At 39.7% G+C, this 16,226-nt stretch carries 12 protein-coding genes; 3 read left to right on the top strand and 9 right to left on the bottom strand.

Annotated features, from left to right (window positions below; genetic code table 11):
* Positions 1 to 273 precede the first annotated feature (273 nt).
* The 4 genes from E7746_RS15045 to E7746_RS15030 all read right to left on the bottom strand — a co-directional run bounded on the left by E7746_RS15045 (position 274) and on the right by E7746_RS15030 (position 2,906).
* A complete protein-coding gene (locus tag E7746_RS15045) occupies positions 274 to 1,398 on the bottom strand; it encodes a radical SAM protein (RefSeq protein WP_136411393.1) in 1,125 nt (374 codons plus the stop codon).
* Positions 1,399 to 1,472: 74 nt separating this feature from the next.
* Positions 1,473 to 1,652, bottom strand: a complete 180-nt coding sequence (locus tag E7746_RS15040; RefSeq protein ID WP_136411390.1) for a hypothetical protein — start codon at positions 1,650 to 1,652, stop codon at positions 1,473 to 1,475.
* Between the two features lie 183 nt (positions 1,653 to 1,835).
* Positions 1,836 to 2,012: a plasmid partition protein ParG gene (locus E7746_RS15410; protein ID WP_354271014.1), complete on the bottom strand. Its 177-nt coding sequence runs from the start codon at positions 2,010 to 2,012 to the stop codon at positions 1,836 to 1,838.
* A 147-nt stretch (positions 2,013 to 2,159) separates the two neighbouring features.
* Complete coding sequence (locus E7746_RS15030; protein ID WP_136411388.1) at positions 2,160 to 2,906, bottom strand: ParA family protein; 747 nt, start codon at positions 2,904 to 2,906, stop codon at positions 2,160 to 2,162.
* Between the two features lie 312 nt (positions 2,907 to 3,218).
* Between E7746_RS15030 and E7746_RS15025 the strand changes: the two genes are divergently transcribed.
* The 3 genes from E7746_RS15025 (at position 3,219) to mobV (ending at position 7,651) form a co-directional block, all read left to right on the top strand.
* Positions 3,219 to 4,883 (top strand): hypothetical protein, encoded by a 1,665-nt coding sequence (locus E7746_RS15025; protein WP_136411387.1) that lies wholly within the window; start codon positions 3,219 to 3,221, stop codon positions 4,881 to 4,883.
* Positions 4,884 to 5,086: 203 nt separating this feature from the next.
* On the top strand, positions 5,087 to 5,569 hold the full coding sequence (locus E7746_RS15020; protein ID WP_136411386.1) for a hypothetical protein: 483 nt from the start codon (positions 5,087 to 5,089) through the stop codon (positions 5,567 to 5,569).
* Between the two features lie 381 nt (positions 5,570 to 5,950).
* Positions 5,951 to 7,651 (top strand): MobV family relaxase, encoded by a 1,701-nt coding sequence (gene mobV / locus E7746_RS15015; RefSeq protein WP_136411385.1) that lies wholly within the window; start codon positions 5,951 to 5,953, stop codon positions 7,649 to 7,651.
* A 118-nt stretch (positions 7,652 to 7,769) separates the two neighbouring features.
* Here the strand turns inward: mobV and E7746_RS15010 are convergent, their stop codons facing one another.
* The 5 genes from E7746_RS15010 to E7746_RS14990 form a co-directional block, all read right to left on the bottom strand.
* A complete protein-coding gene (locus E7746_RS15010) occupies positions 7,770 to 8,333 on the bottom strand; it encodes a recombinase family protein (protein ID WP_136411384.1) in 564 nt (187 codons plus the stop codon).
* Complete coding sequence (locus E7746_RS15005) at positions 8,330 to 9,751, bottom strand: AAA family ATPase (RefSeq protein ID WP_136411383.1); 1,422 nt, start codon at positions 9,749 to 9,751, stop codon at positions 8,330 to 8,332. Before E7746_RS15005 ends, E7746_RS15010 begins: the two co-directional genes overlap by 4 nt.
* 505 nt (positions 9,752 to 10,256) lie before the next feature.
* On the bottom strand, positions 10,257 to 12,443 hold the full coding sequence (locus E7746_RS15000; protein ID WP_136411382.1) for a peptidase domain-containing ABC transporter: 2,187 nt from the start codon (positions 12,441 to 12,443) through the stop codon (positions 10,257 to 10,259).
* Position 12,444: 1 nt separating this feature from the next.
* Positions 12,445 to 14,748: an outer membrane beta-barrel protein gene (locus E7746_RS14995; RefSeq protein ID WP_136411392.1), complete on the bottom strand. Its 2,304-nt coding sequence runs from the start codon at positions 14,746 to 14,748 to the stop codon at positions 12,445 to 12,447.
* Positions 14,745 to 16,208 carry a radical SAM/SPASM domain-containing protein gene (locus E7746_RS14990; RefSeq protein ID WP_136411391.1) on the bottom strand — a complete coding sequence of 488 codons (1,464 nt, stop codon included), beginning with the start codon at positions 16,206 to 16,208 and terminating at the stop codon, positions 14,745 to 14,747. Before E7746_RS14990 ends, E7746_RS14995 begins: the two co-directional genes overlap by 4 nt.
* Between the last annotated feature and the right edge of the window lie 18 nt (positions 16,209 to 16,226).

Genomic DNA, 16,226 nt, shown 5'->3' with positions numbered 1-16,226 from the left:
TTTGGTAAATATCTAGATAGCATATCCTTTTCCCAAATGTAGTTTTTACATTTGCTGAACACTTCACAAGTTTTACAAGGAGAATCACTTTCTATATTTTCTTGTTGGGGAGAATAGAGATTCAGAGCTTTCTCTGAATTCCAGATTTCGGAAATAGATGCTTTGCGAACACTTCCTAAAATATATTCAGGATGGTCGTATAACATTTCACAAATGCTACATAGTCCATTAGCTAGAATAGATAAGCTTGTTGTATTAGCTAAGCATATTTGATTACGACAAAACAAATTCTGAAACAGTGTTGCATTTCTGCAGTACGTATCCGTCAGAAGATATCTTATTTAGTCCAATACGAAAATTTGAAGAGTGTTTCTTTGAAAAGTCGTAGATAGCTTTAAGACTATCATTGTCAATCTCAATTTCAGCGTACTGTTGCTTCTTGTATTCGGAGAAAAAAGCAGGAGTCATTATCCACTCTTTAACGCAAGAGTAGTTAGAAAGAAAGTTATACAGTCGTGCAACTGATTCGAGAGACCCATTTTTCTTTGTAAGAACACTACGAATCAGAATGCTGATACCATGTTTAGAACATGCTTCAAACATAGTTATAACATGGTTTATATAATCTTCATCAACTTTTATGAGTTCCTTTAAAACGCATGGATCATCTGAGTCCAAAGAAAATTGAATTTCGGTATAGCCTAGATCATGAAGAACTTTTAAGTCTGTAGGGGATAGGGGTGTTTTTGTAGATAGGAATGGTTTATATCCGGCATTGATAACCTCTTCTAAAATAACACTCCAGTCTTTATGCGCAAATATGTCACCACCTGTAAGTGTTAGATTAACTACTCCTTTCTTTTTGAGTTCTTTGATTATGTCTACAATTTCAACTGTAGACATAAGCGGTGTCAGAGATCTATTTGCATAACAATAGCAGCATGAAGTGTTGCATAAAGTTGTTACCATTAAATTTACAGATAATGGCATTGACGGTCTTTGAGGTATGAACTCCTGACTCCAATTAAAATCTTCGGTTTCAAAAAAACTTGTCTCCTCTACACTTTCACATACCTCTAATAAATTGGAAGGGAAAACGATAGAGAATGTATCACTAAGTTTAAACTCTTTATTACCTCGATTATCTTGGTTTGGAAGAAGCTGTGCTACGAAATTATGTATAGCATTTTTTGTGATACCCATTTCGTCTGATAAGAGCATGAGATCACGATCTAACTCATCTCTACCCAAACGTGAAAGGATATATCCAATAAATGGGGGAATAGGAATAGCCCCAAATTCATTGGTGTCGTTGTTTATGATTTTGTCAACCCTTACAATGTAAGAGCAATTTTTTTGATTTCTTATTGTATAAGATGGTGATAGCTTTATAATCATATTGGTAGAAAATAAGACCCCAGCGGCAGTGTATGTTTCTGGTTGTTTCTGTTCTGCCGCTGGGGCAAATTTGATTACTGGCCGGCTCCGCTCGAACAGGTGCAAATAGTCTCTTCTCCTTTGGCTGTTTCAAAGGAGAGAGCTTTCTGACCAGCTCCGGAAGAGCATGAACATTTGCCACCGTCTTCAGAAGCCTGTCCAGCTCCTTTGGTGCACTCGCAAACTCCGGCGAGTCCACCTCTTACTTCAACCATTTCTTGAAGAAGTAAGGTTTCAATCTTGGGAAGATTCATGATTCTTCGTTGTTAAAGGGTTACGGCAATATTACCGATTGTAAATATACACAAAAAGAATTGATTACAGAAATATTTTATTTTTTTTACTTAAATTATTTGGATAAATGGATTGAATTGTGTATGAATAAGTGGATGGGATGGTCATTGTTCTGTTATATATCTGAGGATAAAGTCCTCGATTACACTGGACATAGATTTGCCTCTTGTGGCACATGCTGCCTTGAAGCGAGACTGTAGTTCTTGGTCTATATTGAATGACGTTGGACGCTTGTTAGATGCTCTTGTGGCTGTATCTACTGTGGTTGCCCCAGCGAGCATATTGTCGATAGGTGATGGTATGACTGCTGGTTGAGTACCATTTTGAGGTACTGTCAAAGTCTTATTTTTAGCCATGAGAAACGGTTATTTATTTAGTGATTTTGATAATTAGTGAAATATTGATTTTGCTAATTATTTATTTAGTGATTAGAGCTTGCTATCAAGTTCGGTCACTAATGCTTGAAAATCTTTAGCCCCATTTGCATCGGGGTTAAAGCTGACAATATCAGTAAAATCGAAGGCTGCTTTGGATACATCATTATTCTTTCGGATTACAGTGGAAAGAACTCTATCACCGTACTTAGATCTGACATCTGTTTCTATGGCTTCTGTCATGGTCTGGCCTTTTTCGTAGATGTTGAAGAATATGTAGTCAATGTGTATGCCGGGATTTAGCACCTGCATTTTTACACAAAACTGATCCATCATAGATAATCCATAGTTTGACATAAGATCGGCCTTCATAGGTACGATTAATTTATTGGCGGCAGTAAGTGCGTTGATTGTAACTAATCCGAGAGCCGGAGGACAGTCCAATAGGATATAGTCGTAAATGGAGCTGAATGGATCAAGAAGACCCTTCAACACTCTTTCCCGGTTGAACATCATCTGTAACTCCAAATCAATTCCCGCCATATCAAGTCCACTTGGAACGATATCGAGATTTTCACGGATTGGATAGATGGGAAGATTGAGCTGCTCACGAATTGCGTGGTAAATAATTCGTGGGGGAATGTTTTCCATGAAGTGCCGGGTAAGATTGGCTTGGGTATCTAAGTCAACCATCAACACTTTCTTCCCTCTTGATGCCAATACCGCTCCGATGGATGCGACAGAGGCGGTTTTACCGACTCCGCCCTTATGATTGGCTATTGCTATTATTTTGGCTTTCATTAATGGTGGGGTTAAGGGTTATGTCTTAGTTTGACAATGCAAAGATAATAATAATTATTGAATTACCTAAATAGTGTTTTATTCGTTTAGTGTTTTTGCTATGCTACTAAAATAAGAAAGGGAAAGGTAATGGATAGTAATTATTGAAAAATATAATTAGCGATAGTGGTAATTAGTTATTTAGTGTTGGGGTTTGGGTAATTCCGAGAAATGTTATATCTTTGCAAAAGTGTAAAAGAAATTTCATTGATAATATACGCCCCCTTAATGGGGCACGAGGAACGAGTGCCCCACTGTTCAAAATTTTAGATTATGAGTATAGACTTTAGTAAGGTTGACTTGAATAATTTTGATTTCGATACTCTTCCTGCGGATGAGTACCGGGAGTTTCTTCAGGCTTGGTCGGATTACCATGGTCGGTTGAACCGTGTTTCTGTGGATGTGTTGGAGAAGGAGTTTGAGCGTAAATCCGATTATCTTCAGTGTGGGGAGCATTATGAATTGTCAGAGCTTTATCCTGATGAGTTTGTCGAGTTGTTGTTTGAGAGGAAAGCCTTTGAACAGGGTGAGGGGATTATTCCTTTTGAGGAAGTACAGAGTTATGAATACCAGCTGTGGTTGAAGCAGAAGATCCGGAACAAGGCTTTGAGGTCAGAGTCCCCCAATTCAGATGATGCACAGTCAGAGAAGATCGACTATAGTGGTTATCGTATGTGGAGATATAATCCTGTGGTCTTCTACAAGGATGGAAAGAAGAATAGACATAGGTTGTTGTTGAAGGATGATGGTGAGAGTCTGAGTTTTCTCAATGGGCGGGATTTTGCGATATTGTCCCCGGTGACTTATGTAGGGCGCACCAACTCTTATAGGAACGCTCGGTTTCTTTATGCCTTTGCGATAGATCTTGACGGTGTGAGTATGCACGAGGTCCGGATGTTGTTGCGAGGTATGACAACAGGGGTTTATCCGGTTGCCAATATCATAGTCAATTCAGGGCATGGGATTCATGTGTATTACCTGTTGAAGCGTCCGATTGAAATGTTCGCTACTCGCCTTGATGCGTTGAATAAGATGAAACGTGGTTTGACCAAGATTGTGTGGCTCGTGTCAAAACTTGGTGCGGAGAGGGCGCAGGTTCAGAGTGTGGTGCAGGGTTTCCGTGTGCCGGGCACCAAGACAAAGTTCGGCAAACCTATCCGGGCGTTCTGGAACCGTTCCGCGCCCATGCACACGCCGGAGGAATTGAACAGCTTTTTAGGGCGTGCTTTCAGCTTGACAGATGAAGAACTCGGACAGTTGACAGACAAGACACCTCATAATCCGTCTCGTGTGACGCTGAAAGAGGCGCAGGAACGATGGCCGGAGTGGTATGCCTCCCGAGTCATCGGACGCAGGAGAGTGGGCAAGAAATGGCAACTCAATCGTGGCTTGTATGATTGGTGGCTGAATATCCTTAAAGACGGTCAGCAGGTGGAAGTGCATCACCGGTATTGGTGCATTCTTACATTGGTAGTCTATGCCGTTAAATGCGGTGTGCCTCGCGATGAAGTCCTTGCTGATGCCCTATCTTTGGTTCCGGCTTTTGACCGCAAGACTGAGACAGTGGATAATCCCTTTACGGAGGACGATGTAAACGATGCCATGAGAGCTTATGACGAGGAATATAACAAGTGGCCGATTAGAGTTATTGAAACGACCACAGGAATAAGGATCGAGCGAAATAAACGCAATAATAGAGGACGTGAGAAACATATTAAACTCATGAATTTTGTCAGGGATAATATCTCTTACCCTGATGGAAATTGGAGAGACGGGAGTGGAAGGAAAAAAGCCACTATCGAGAGCAGTTCTCATGCTAAACTCGTTAAGGAATGGCGAGCGAAGAATCCGGATAGCAAGAATAAATCTTTGTGTGCTCGGGAGACAGGACTCTCAAGACCAACTGTTACCCGTTGGTGGGATTCTGCTATGCAGTAACCACTAAAACAATAAAACATTAAATAAATAAAACAATATATATTGTTTTATTGCTGGGCTTGTGAGTCCGTTTCATACTTCCCTTCAAGAACCATAACCATAGTATGAATGTTATTTGTAAGGAAAATATTTACGCCTGAATATTCAGGTACAATAATTTTCAGAAATATGAATTTTCAAATCAAATAACAAATGCTTTATCAATGGATGAAACAGAAGAAGAAAAGGGTGATTTTTTAGAAGTCAGAAAATCTTTCGAGAAAGATCCAAGAAAGGTCATTGAGATAGAGATGGACAAGGATGGCAGATTCTCTGAGAGAACTCGATATGCTATGGAGAATACTCTGAATTTAAGTCTGCTTTCACCCCCTGAAGGCCCGAAGCTGGCAAGTGAGGCAGAGGCTCTGTTTGTGCTGTCAAAGCGCGGAACTGTTTTGGAAACAACAGAAGCTGATTTCATAGAGGGATATATCTCCCCTATGGTGTACCGTTCTTCCTCGATGAAGTTCCCGCAGGTTCCAATCGCCCCGAAGTTCGTGAAGATGATCAAGGATATGAACGCCGGAAGTGGTGTCCCGCACGCTACGATCACATCTACAATCAACAACATACTCGACCGCTTTTTCAGTGGGTATTTGCTTGTGAGTAACCGTGTCAAAATGGGATACGGCAAGGTCGAGGAATAGCATAGGTATCCTCCGGAGGTCAGTTGTTTCAGGCGGTTCCATCGCTTGCGCGAGAGCAAATTTTTCAAATTTGCCATAGCTTAATAGGGCAAAATATTGGCGAAGCCACCGCATCCACTCTGTTGGGATGCTATATTTAACCCTATTAAGGCATGTGGCTTCGCCCCCTACAACCCCCACAAGGGGAGTGTCCTCTCCCCTTTGAACCCCACCGCCGGGATGACCCTTCCCGGACCCTCGGACAAGGGCTTCCAGCCCCCGTCACCCCCGGGCAGAGAGTGACCCTCTCTCTGCACTCTCCGGCAAAGGGAACAGCTCTGCGGCCGCCGTTTCCCTTGCATCCCTTCTCGGCCGTTTCCGTCCACCTTCCACTGAAAATATATGAGCCACTATACAGTCTGCCATTATGAGAAATGCTACGGTCCACCGGTGTCCTACTCCACCCATATCGAGAGGAAGAAGGCGGACGGAACGGAGCATGTGCCGTACAACATCAAGCGCAGAGACCTTACCAGACATAACAAGGAGTTTATAAAGGAAGCCCGGGAGATTGGCCGCAGCGCAGCCATCGAGAAAAGGCTTGATGCTGTCCGTCATCAGAAGGATGCCGACGGCAATGAATACGAGCGCAAGATCCGGAAAGGTCAGATATGCTGCATCGAGATCCGCCTGAGCGCATCGGTCGAGGGCATGGCTGAGATCATCGAGCAGGGACGGCTGATGGAATGGTGCCGGGAGTCTATAAAGTGGGCGCAGAAGGAACATGGCAAGGAGAATATCGTTAGTGCGGTTCTGCACATGGACGAGGAGACTCCGCACCTTCATGTGTCGCTTGTACCTGTCGTGTCCGGAGAGAGTAAGAAACAGAGGACGACAAAAAAGAGAGCCGCCAAGGATAAGGAGAAAGCGGAGAAAAACGGGGAGGAAGTCCCTAAGAAGAAACGCCGCTACAAGAAAAAGGCGACAGAGGAGACCCTGCGGTTGTGTGCCGATGATGTCATGACCCAGTGGGATCTGAAAAGGCGGCATACCGAGTATGCCATTGCGATGGCTTCTTTCGGGCTGGAGAGGGGCGAGGAGGGAAGCCCTGCCAAGCATAAGGATCTTGCCCAGTATTATAAGGAGCAATACGAGCTGCAACGCGGGCGGCTGGACGAGTTACTCAAGGAACTCGCCGGACAGGAGGACTTGGTAAAGGAGAAGAACCGGGAGATTCTTAAAAAGGACAGTCAGATTAGGGAGCAGGAAAAGGAACTGAACGAGACCAGGAGTGAACTCACTGAAAAGAAAAATGAGATAGCCCGGCAACAGCAGCAGCTCGACAAACTTCTTCCGTTGATAGTGAAGGCGCAGGATAGGCTCGATACTTATACTGAAGCCGGAGAATATGCCGAGGGTCGCATAGAGTCCGCTGACCGTCTTCTTCAGGCGGTGGACAGCAGGGAGAAAGAGGTTGCCAAGGTTGAGAAGGAGGCATTGGAAAGGATAAACAACGCCTCGATAAGTTTCCTTGCCAAGAAAGAGGTTGAGAGGCTTGCAAAGGAGAATGCGGAGCTGAAGTTGCTCGTGTCCGGCAACGCCACCGCACTGGAGAGAGAAGCCGCTGCCACTCGGCATGAGAAAGCCGGGAGAGTGAAGGCGGAACAGGAACTGCAACAGCTGAAGGAGACCGTGTCCGGCTCACAGACCGCACTTGAACGCAGACATCCCGATGAAGCCCGGTTGCTCAGGGAACTTGTGTCGATAGAGATAACCAATCCCGAATGGCAGGATTGTATCCTTGATGGGGGTGTGCTTCGTCTGAAGCCGTATGCGTTTACAGATCCGGCAACAAGGAAACGTATTCCGGATGAATACTGTCAGGCTACAGAGATAAAGGTCGAAGGAGAGGGAAAGGATTCCTTTATATCCATCTGCGGTAAGCGTATCTCCGATTTCTTCCGGGATATCTGGGCAAAGGTGAAGGCTGCACTTGGAATAAAGCAGCGTCAGGAGGAAGAGAAAAGGAAGCAGCAGACACAAAAGCCGGACACCGGACAGACTCAGGAACCACCGAGGAAAAGCAGGGGAAGGAGAATGTAGGGATAATACGTTCTTACAGTCGGCTCGCCGTATAAACCGTAGGTGCGTAGCCTAATACGCACCAGTCAAGGACAGGTGCGCTTCCATGATTGGAGCCGATGCCGGACAGCAAGCTGAATTATGTTGTTTTCTTGCGTTTGTCGATGGCTCTGTAAAGGGTTGCCCGGCTGATTCCGGTTGCCTTGGTTATCTCATCTATCGAGTGCAGCTTTGAGTCGTACATCTTCAGAGCGGTAGATACTTTGCTTTCATCAGACTTTGGTCTGCCTCCCTTACGTCCTCTTGCCCTCGCAGCTTCAAGTCCCTGCCTTGTGCGCTGCCGTGTGAGGTCTCTCTCAAACTGTGAGAGTCCGGCAAAGATTGTGAGCAGTAGATTGCCCTGTGGTGTGGTGGTGTCGAGCCATGTCTCTCTCAGTGATTTTATCGACGCTCCGGCTTCATGTATCCTCTCGATGATTGAGAGTAGTTCCTTGACGGAACGCCCCAGTCGGGTAAGTTCCGTTATTATCACGGTGTCTCCGGAACGGAGTGAGTCCATCATCCTGTCAAGTTGCGGACGCTCCTTTTTAACTCCGGATATCTTCTCACTGTATATCCGCTCACATCCGTTCTGAGTGAGCAGATCTGTCTGCCCCTCGAGGTTCTGCCCGGTGGTCGATACTCTTGCGTAGCCTATGATCATGGGTGGAATAGTTGGTCTCCGGTAACCTGAATGGGGATCTCAAAAGAATTGCTGTTCTGGAGAACACCATTTGATGTAATGAGGATTGGATGTGCGACTTTGCTGCGTGGAATATAAAGGTCGAATATGCTTAGCCTGTTGTGAATTTTTTTCAGTTCACTGTCGGTCAGACTATATCCAGCCGGGGCATATTTAATTTCACAGATGTTGATTACATTGTCGGCTCTGTCTATGATAAGGTCGATCTGTGCGCCGGAATGCTCATCATTCTTCTTGACATGCCATGAATAAAGATTAGCAAGGATGCCGGAAATGCCAATGGCATATTTTATTTGTCTGGTATGCAGGAGGCACACTCTTTCAAAGGCAAGTCCGCACCATGTGTGATATGTCGGTGTCTGCATTGTTCTGACCCAATACTCTTCATCGATACCGTGTGCCATTTTCACGAACTGATAGTAGAACAGGGTATAGCAATCGACAAGCTGATAGATTGCATCCCTGAGTCTTTTATCAAGATGGCAATATTTACGGACGAATCCACATTCTATAAGATCCTCCAATATGCGACTGATATGCCCATTGTTATCAAGTTGTGCTTTTGTTATAATCTCATCTCTGGTTAATCCGGCTTTTTTTCCAGATAGGGCTTCGACAACCTTTATATACTTTTCAGGCGTATTGAACATGGATGAGTATATATAGTTGAATTCATTGTGCAGTTCTCCTTCCTCTTTCAAGAAAAGATTATTGATGTTCATACCCATGCTCATATTACGTTCCAACTTTGCCCAATAGAACGGCACACCACCCATGACCATGTATCCCTCGATGATCGTGTTACGGTTAAAAGGTAATTTCATAGACTGTACCAGTTCTTCACATTCATGTAGGGAGAATTGTTGGAGCCGGAGTTTAAATGTCACACGGTTGTATAACCCTCCCTTGTTTCGGAATATTTTGTTGATTATCCAAGACGTAGCACTTCCACATATTATTAGGAGTATATCCTTTCTGGCAGAGGCCCATCCATTCCAAAAGTGCTCAAAGGCCGGAACAAACTGAGAATTGCGAGCATCCATCCAAGGAAGCTCATCAATAAATATTACTTTTCGGGCATCATCAGATTTCTTTATAAGATGTTCCAACAGAAAAAAAGCATCGAACCAATCTTTGGGTGGAGCTTCTGTTGGATCTAAACCTTGCTCAAGCAGATTTTGATAGAAGACCTTCAGTTGTCGCTTAGTGCTTGCCTTGAATACACCACTGTAATGGAATGTGAACTTATCCTCAAATGTTTCCCTGATAAGATAAGTTTTACCGATGCGACGGCGTCCATATACCGCCACAAACTCTGAATGGTCAGAATCGTAGGCTCTTTTTAGTTTGGAGATTTCTTCCTTGCGTCCTATAATCATTGGTTGGTATTTTTTGCAAAGATACAAAAAAAATATCGAAATCGTGGCTATAAGTGGGTTTTAATAGGCATTTGTAGCCGCAATTCGATTGGGGTTGAGCTTCACTTAGAGGATATATATTGAGGAAATAATCGACTTATTTCCAAAAGTGGTATAAATTTACTACTTATAGCCGGAAATCGTGATTCTCAAAAATTAAAGATTGAAACATTAATGGTATTTTGATTTTGACACGCCTTTTGGAACGTAAAAAGGCTGGATCCTCGATACCGGGAACCAGCCTTTGAGATTGTCTCAAAAACGGTTATTTTAGAGAAGATGTTTGTAAACGCATTCACCATTCCCATTTGGGTAAGGAAGAGTTAGCAGTATAATGCCGATTATTATTACGAAAAGAATCCCTATTAAAGTTCCGTATCGTATTAATAAGATCGGTTCTTCTCCTAATAATTTCTTTACCTTATTTGAATGAATGTCGGAATCTGTATTCATTGTATTCATAATATTATAAGCCGAGTTCTAATTGATTATGGATTAGGTTATAATACTTACCTTTTTGTGCTATCAAGGAATAATGTTCTCCTGATTCAACAACTTTCCCTTCGTCTATCACAATGATTTGATCTGCATTCTTTACGGTAGATAAACGATGAGCTACAACTACAACTGTTTTTCCACTATAAAATTTATTTAAATTTTCTACAATTATCTTCTCATTCTTTGCATCTAGGGCATTTGTTGCTTCATCAAGGAAGATAAAATCCGGATTCTTATATACAGCTCTGGCAATCAGAATGCGCTGCTTCTGACCTTGGCTAAGACCCATACCGTCTCGTCCTATCTGAGTGTTGTATTTCAATGGAAGGCTCATAATGTAGTCATGAATATTAGCTATTTGTGCTGCGTATTCAAGACGTGTATAATCAATGTCTCCATCTTCTACTGCAATATTTCGTGCTATAGATTCGGAAAATATAACTCCATCTTGCATTACAACACCACAGTGACTTCTCCAATCTTTTAGGTTTATATTTCTAATATCTTGATTTTGGATAAGGATACTACCAGAGATATTGGAATAATATCCAAGTATTAATTTTATTAAAGTAGTTTTTCCGCTACCTGAACTACCAACAATAGCAGTAATCTTTCCAGATGGGATGTTAAGGGTGATGTTATCAAGGGTTTTAGTTAGAGCGTGGGAATCGTATGAAAAACTAAGATTCTTGATGGTTATTGTTTTGTCTGATAGATTTGTTATGTTATTCTTAATGTGGTTATCCTCATTTTCAGCATTATGAATTTCATTTATTCGTTCAAGTGATATTTTCACATCTTGAAGCGAGTAAATAAACGCTACAACTTGCTCTATAGGACTATTAAGTTGACCGATAATGTATTGAACTGCAAGCATCATACCTAAACTCATATCGCCGGAAATGACACATGTAGCAGTTATCACTGTGATTACTATATTCTTAATTTCATTTATAAAGACACCTCCGGATTCTTGTTGTAGCTGTAATTTAAGAGAATCCATTTGAACTTTAAATAAGTCGGCCTGAGTATCTTCCCATTCAAGACGACGGCGAATTTCACAATTTTGTAATTTAATTTCTTGTATTCCTGTAATGAATTGATATGTTCTATTTTGATTAGCAGCTTGTTGCTCGAATAGATTATAATCTATTTTTCTACGCTTCCTAAGGAAAAGAGTTATCCATGTAGCGTATAAGAAACTTCCAATAAGGAAAATAAGAAATACGGTTATATTATAATAGCACAGAACAATGCCAAAAATGAAGAAACTCAGAACAGCAAAAGAAATTTTAAGTATTTGAGATGTGAGAAATTTTTGAATTCTATCATGGTCACTAATTCTTTGAAAGATATCCCCCATTAATTTTGTATCAAAGAATGACATTGGAAGTTTAAGCAACTTTATAAAAAAGTCACTAACAATAGATATATTTATTCTCATTGAAATATGGAGTAATAGCCAATTTCGTATGACGTCGGTTATAGTTCGTCCAATGACTATTGTGAGTTCCCCAATTAGAATGAGCCAAATTAAACCAATATTTTTAGTGTGAATTCCAGTGTCGACAATTGATTGAGTTAGAAATGGAAATAATAATTGCATACAACATGCAAAAATCATACCTACTATAATCTGGATAAAATATAGCTTGTGTTTAAAAATATATTTTGATAAGAACTTGAAATTACGTTCATTATTAATGGTGTCATCTTTTATAATCCCGAATTTCTCTGTGGGTTCAAAAAACATTGCTAACCCTTTTTCTTTATTATCAGACGTTAAGGAAATAAAATGCTGACTAAACTCTGTCTCATTGAGAACTAATTTTCCTTTTGATGGATCGGCAATATAAAATTTATTGTTCTTTATTTTATAAAGAACAATAAAGTGATTTTGATTCCAATGAAGTATTGCTGGTAAAGGGCATTCTCTAAGTTCCTGTATACTTACTTTGCCAGAAATACAGTGTAGTCCCAATGTATCCGAGAGGTCAGATAATCCTTTAAATGAAACTCCGTCTTTTGAGGCAGTACAAAATTTATTTAAAAACTTGACTGAATACTCTTGTCCCCAATGATAACAGATCATAGCCATGCAAGCTAAACCACATTGCATGGAATCGAGTTGCTTTATAAACTTAAATGCTCGCATATTATTTTTTTAATAAGCCAGAGTCTGCATCACCATTATCAAATTGAGGAGTTGCCCTATTTTGGTTTTTCCCGAATGAAAAATTCCAAGATAATGAAACACTAATCATGTTGGCTCGATCCTTTATTCGTATCTGAGAGAAGTTCTGAACAATTGCAGATCCAACAGTCCGCTCACTTTCATTAAACGATTTTCCAAAAGGCATAAACCAATCAATTCCTAATGATAGATCTTTTATGGGTCTATAAAGAGCTCCGATAGACCAGCACTCGGCTCTAGGTCTTATTAATTGTCCTTCGGCTATTTTTCCGGGATATTGATAGAAAATTTCGAAAGTCCATTTTTTTAGGTTAATTCTTGAATTCATCATCCATTGGAATCTATAACCATCCCACTTGTAGTTTTCTCCGCGACCATGAACTTTAGCCCCTATGACTCGCGACCATATTGTCCATACATTTTTACCTAATGGCTTGATTGTGAAGTCTAATTGACTAGATAATACAGAATAATGCTTTAGATTTACAATGGTTTCTAAAACATAATTCTCTGTGTCTATAAAGTAGTTGCAAATACGGTCAGGAGAATAACTATAACCTAATTTTAATGATAGATTTAAATATTTGTTGTTGGTTACTCCGGTTATATATAAATCATGTTTTTTATAAGGTTTAAGAGTGCTATTTCCATGGTAAACCAATTTGGTGTCAATCCATTGATTGGTTTCACTTAGATCAGCTATAGTTGGAATATCTCCGATATAATCATAATTTATCCTAAATTGCAAATTCCGTTTAGGTGCATAATATATACCAATTGAAGGAGAAGGTATCCACATATTATAGGATTTTTCTATGGATGAAGATGAAGTGTGGTATCCCCTGATACCCATCTCAATTTGATATATAATTTTTCGTTTACGACCTATTAATTGAATCGACGTTCCAAAATTATTGTTTTTCTGAAAAATGGGAGATTCATAATCTAGATACTTACTATATTTATAAGTGTTATAAGCATCTATAGATAGTTGCCCCCAAGAATATGAAGGGAATTCATACTGCGCTTCACAAAAAATAGCGTCATACCTAATTTTGTAGTTAGACCCTACGTTTATATTAGGTAAGTTATGGCTGTCAAATTCTTTATAAGATGATGTGTAGTTTGAAAATAATCGCTGCCACTTTACATTCCCAAGAATAATCCCGGAATGGGATTCTTTTCCTAAATTTTTTTCAAAATAATTTGCAATCCAGATTTTCTTAAATCCAGTAGACAGGTTATTGGTTGCGGATAAGGTAGTTTCATTTTGTTGGGATATTACATTTTGAGCTAAGGTTAATTTTTCATGATTTATCCCTGCTCCGATATTAAGATTATATAAATACGAATCAGCCTTATTGTTTTGGAATGATAAAGAAAGATTATTCTCGTCATTATGACTTTTTGAATCCTGTCCCTCTTTTATTTTTTCATAGGTTGTATTGTCATGTGAATAGTTTAACTGTTCGTCTAGGGAGTACTTGCGATAATGCTGATTTTCATTATTGAAGATTAAAGAAAATCGAGATCGTTTATAGTTGTAGAACATTGCCATCGAATTATCGCCCTTTAATGGATAAAACGATTGATTGGCATTTATGCTGATATTTCCTCCAGTTAAAGAGCTTTTTGTGATTACATTTATAACTGATGCCGCACCTTGACTAGCAAACCTTGCAGGAGGGGTTTGATATATATCCACATTTTTTATATCATCTTTAGACAAAGATGATAATTCTATTTGTGTGGTTTCAACTCCATTGAGAAGAAGTACTACATTTTGGTTTCCTTCATAAAATAAAGCTCCAGAACCAAGAACTACAAGATTTGGTATCTCATTTAGTGACTGAAAAAAATTGGAGTATTTTTCCATAGATGTTAAAGGAATTTTATAGCTCTGATGGGTTAAGTGCTGAGTCATTAGATCTCCATTAACAACTATCTCTTTTAATGATACAGAATTCTTCATAAGTGTTATTGTATCATTAAAAGAGGAGGATAGGTTTACAAGACGTGACGAATATTCAGGATGCTCAATTATTAGGTTTGTGGTTGTTTGTGTAATTAGTATATTACACAAACCATCTTCGGCAGACATAAAATGTCCCAAAGAATCCATTTGGTTGTTGTATGTAGTAACGCTGGCTCCTTTGATTGGCTCTAAATTTTCGTTTTGGATGAAAATGTTCTTGCCAAATGTAATAAGGGGCATTAAAGAGAAACAAAATGTAATAGCAATAGCTATTTGTCGTAATTTTTTCACAATATATATTTAGTCTTTTTGCTCAAAGGACAACGAGGGTCTGGATCTTCCTGATTACCACCCACTTTGGTAATATCTAGATAGCATATCCTTTTCCCAAATGTAGTTTTACATTTGCTGAACACTTCACAAGTTTTACAAGGAGAATCACTTTCTATATTTTCTTGTTGGGGAGAATAGAGATTCAGAGCTTTCTCTGAATTCCAGATTTCGGAAATAGATGCTTTGCGAACACTTCCTAAAATATATTCAGGATGGTCGTATAACATTTCACAAATGCTACATAGTCCATTAGCTAGAATAGATAAGCTTGTTGTATTAGCTAAGCATATTTGATTACGACAAACAAATTCTGAAACAGTGTTGCATTTCTGCAGTACGTATCCGTCAGAAGATATCTTATTTAGTCCAATACGAAAATTTGAAGAGTGTTTCTTTGAAAAGTCGTAGATAGCTTTAAGACTATCATTGTCAATCTCAATTTCAGCGTACTGTTGCTTCTTGTATTCGGAGAAAAAAGCAGGAGTCATTATCCACTCTTTAACGCAAGAGTAGTTAGAAAGAAAGTTATACAGTCGTGCAACTGATTCGAGAGACCCATTTTTCTTTGTAAGAACACTACGAATCAGAATGCTGATACCATGTTTAGAACATGCTTCAAACATAGTTATAACATGGTTTATATAATCTTCATCAACTTTTATGAGTTCCTTTAAAACGCATGGATCATCTGAGTCCAAAGAAAATTGAATTTCGGTATAGCCTAGATCATGAAGAACTTTTAAGTCTGTAGGGGATAGGGGTGTTTTTGTAGATAGGAATGGTTTATATCCGGCATTGATAACCTCTTCTAAAATAACACTCCAGTCTTTATGCGCAAATATGTCACCACCTGTAAGTGTTAGATTAACTACTCCTTTCTTTTTGAGTTCTTTGATTATGTCTACAATTTCAACTGTAGACATAAGCGGTGTCAGAGATCTATTTGCATAACAATAGCAGCATGAAGTGTTGCATAAAGTTGTTACCATTAAATTTACAGATAATGGCATTGACGGTCTTTGAGGTATGAACTCCTGACTCCAATTAAAATCTTCGGTTTCAAAAAAACTTGTCTCCTCTACACTTTCACATACCTCTAATAAATTGGAAGGGAAAACGATAGAGAATGTATCACTAAGTTTAAACTCTTTATTACCTCGATTATCTTGGTTTGGAAGAAGCTGTGCTACGAAATTATGTATAGCATTTTTTGTGATACCCATTTCGTCTGATAAGAGCATGAGATCACGATCTAACTCATCTCTACCCAAACGTGAAAGGATATATCCAATAAATGGGGGAATAGGAATAGCCCCAAATTCATTGGTGTCGTTGTTTATGATTTTGTCAACCCTTACAATGTAAGAGCAATTTTTTTGATTTCTTATTGTATAAGATGGTGATAGCTTTATAATCATATTGGTAGAAAATAAGAC

The sequence above is a fragment of the Muribaculum gordoncarteri genome, from assembly GCF_004803695.1.
Lineage (GTDB): Bacteria > Bacteroidota > Bacteroidia > Bacteroidales > Muribaculaceae > Muribaculum > Muribaculum gordoncarteri.
The sequence above is the reverse complement of the archived record's forward strand: the minus strand, read 5'-3'. Positions and strand labels throughout refer to the sequence as shown.

Excerpts from the sequence above, each read along its gene's own strand:
- E7746_RS15045 (WP_136411393.1), bottom strand. The coding sequence starts at position 1,398 with ATGATTATAAAGCTATCACCATCTTATACAATAAGAAATCAAAAAAAT.
- E7746_RS15040 (WP_136411390.1), bottom strand. The coding sequence starts at position 1,652 with ATGGTTGAAGTAAGAGGTGGACTCGCCGGAGTTTGCGAGTGCACCAAA.
- E7746_RS15410 (WP_354271014.1), bottom strand. The coding sequence starts at position 2,012 with ATGCTCGCTGGGGCAACCACAGTAGATACAGCCACAAGAGCATCTAAC.
- E7746_RS15030 (WP_136411388.1), bottom strand. The coding sequence starts at position 2,906 with ATGAAAGCCAAAATAATAGCAATAGCCAATCATAAGGGCGGAGTCGGT.
- E7746_RS15025 (WP_136411387.1), top strand. The coding sequence starts at position 3,219 with ATGAGTATAGACTTTAGTAAGGTTGACTTGAATAATTTTGATTTCGAT.
- E7746_RS15020 (WP_136411386.1), top strand. The coding sequence starts at position 5,087 with ATGGATGAAACAGAAGAAGAAAAGGGTGATTTTTTAGAAGTCAGAAAA.
- mobV (WP_136411385.1), top strand. The coding sequence starts at position 5,951 with ATGAGCCACTATACAGTCTGCCATTATGAGAAATGCTACGGTCCACCG.
- E7746_RS15010 (WP_136411384.1), bottom strand. The coding sequence starts at position 8,333 with ATGATCATAGGCTACGCAAGAGTATCGACCACCGGGCAGAACCTCGAG.
- E7746_RS15005 (WP_136411383.1), bottom strand. The coding sequence starts at position 9,751 with ATGATTATAGGACGCAAGGAAGAAATCTCCAAACTAAAAAGAGCCTAC.
- E7746_RS15000 (WP_136411382.1), bottom strand. The coding sequence starts at position 12,443 with ATGCGAGCATTTAAGTTTATAAAGCAACTCGATTCCATGCAATGTGGT.
- E7746_RS14990 (WP_136411391.1), bottom strand. The coding sequence starts at position 16,208 with ATGATTATAAAGCTATCACCATCTTATACAATAAGAAATCAAAAAAAT.